This is a genomic window from Candidatus Methanoperedens nitratireducens, from assembly GCF_900196725.1.
Taxonomy (GTDB): domain Archaea; phylum Halobacteriota; class Methanosarcinia; order Methanosarcinales; family Methanoperedenaceae; genus Methanoperedens; species Methanoperedens nitroreducens_A.
Genome location: NZ_FZMP01000200.1, coordinates 1 through 1626 on the forward strand (window position 1 = coordinate 1; position 1626 = coordinate 1626).

A 1626-nucleotide genomic window follows, 5' to 3' on the forward strand; every position below is an offset into this window, starting at 1 on the left:
GTCTGCAATTTCTTCATCCTTTTCATCAAGTTGTCTAATAGTAAGAGATTTCAGAGACTTTTTAATTTCTTCTGGTTCCGTTCGAAAAACTTCAAAATAAACCAGAAATGACATAAATATTTAAAGTGTTCAATCTCAAATTTCAAATAAATGTGCGAACATTTGCAAACAATATCCAATGTTCTGAGAAAATTCGAAAGTATCCACTAAGGCTATAATCTGGAAACGTAAGAAGATTGTTATCCGTGTTTGATTTTAGCACGTTGAACTGGAGAAAATCCCTTCCATAGCCCCGTATTAAAAATTTTATTATTTATAATTGTGAATAGATTATAGCAAAAATTCGTTAAACCCTCATTGATCTTGAAAGACCTCGCCTGATTCATAACATCATTTATCAGTGAAAATAACTGTTCCATGACATTATTTGTTTCAGGAGTAAAACCCTTCTCCAGATTCTTAATATTCTTGATATAAATTTCTTTCACATAATCAACTACTTTTTTCGATGCTTTTGATAACTTCATACCGGAAGTCATCTCTAAAATTCTTTGATAATAAACCGTTGATTCGATCGCTGTTTCTGCAAGTATCAAATCGGTTGTAGCTTCATATAATTTAACCTCATTAGCAGGTATCTTTTCAATACTTCCAAACTCATCGAGGTATTTCAGAGCTACATTCTTTAATTGATGGAAAACACAGAAAGAATGGACAACATTTGGGAAGATTCGCTTCACTGCATCAATAATTGCATTGTCTTCATCAGAAACAATCTTCAGTAATTGTTCCTCTGGTATACGATTTTTGATTCTATTCATAAGAGGCACAAGTTCAAGATAACTTAGCATAATGTTGGTTATTTCAAAATCCAATACGACTTTTTCTTCCGTAGCTACAACATAAATCACCTGATATCGAAGCTTCTTCCACTCACGATTGTTCAATTTCCTTCCAAGCTGTGCTTCAAGAAATCTTCGCCAACCAGCTTTGACCCAATAGCCATCTATGTATAGCGTTCCATTAAAATCGATATGCTGGTCTAACAGTTGTTTAGCTGAGATCTTACCCAGCTTTTGTTCAAACTTCCATAATGTTGCCGGACATGGTGCTCGTCCTGAAATATCAGTCAATCCTTCTGTAAATGTTTCTCCCACTGTACGAGTATTCCACAAACTGCATCTTCCGTTATACCTTACACATTTCTGTTTTTGAAGATATTCATCACTATAATTTGCCGATCCGGTTACACCAATTAATGTGTCGCTATGGTGCTTTTCACAGTTTGGATTCGAGCAGATCCAATAAGTGACAGGGCATTCTATGATACCATAGCTTGAAATTACAAATCGGTCGTAATGTTCGTTGATATTCAAAGGACTTCCACAAATAGAACATTGAATTGGAGATATGGGCGTAAATAGCGGTACCACCCGTCCTCCAAATTGTACCTCTGGTAAGCTCTGAATGATTTTTCCGTTTTCTATTCCTTTCGCTATTGATTTATTAATGATAATATTGCCTTTCATCAAAATTTATATGTATTACTGTTATATTAGAATTTTTATGTGATACATTATAAGCAGATGAAGTTAGGGTTTAACCAGAAAATAATAAAAAGTCTCA

1 protein-coding gene is annotated in these 1626 nt (G+C 34.1%); it reads right to left on the minus strand.

The window, feature by feature from the left end:
* Positions 1-239: 239 nt before the first annotated feature.
* On the minus strand, positions 240-1529 hold the full coding sequence (locus tag MNV_RS13780) for a transposase (protein WP_257000072.1): 1290 nt from the start codon (positions 1527-1529) through the stop codon (positions 240-242).
* Positions 1530-1626 lie beyond the last annotated feature (97 nt).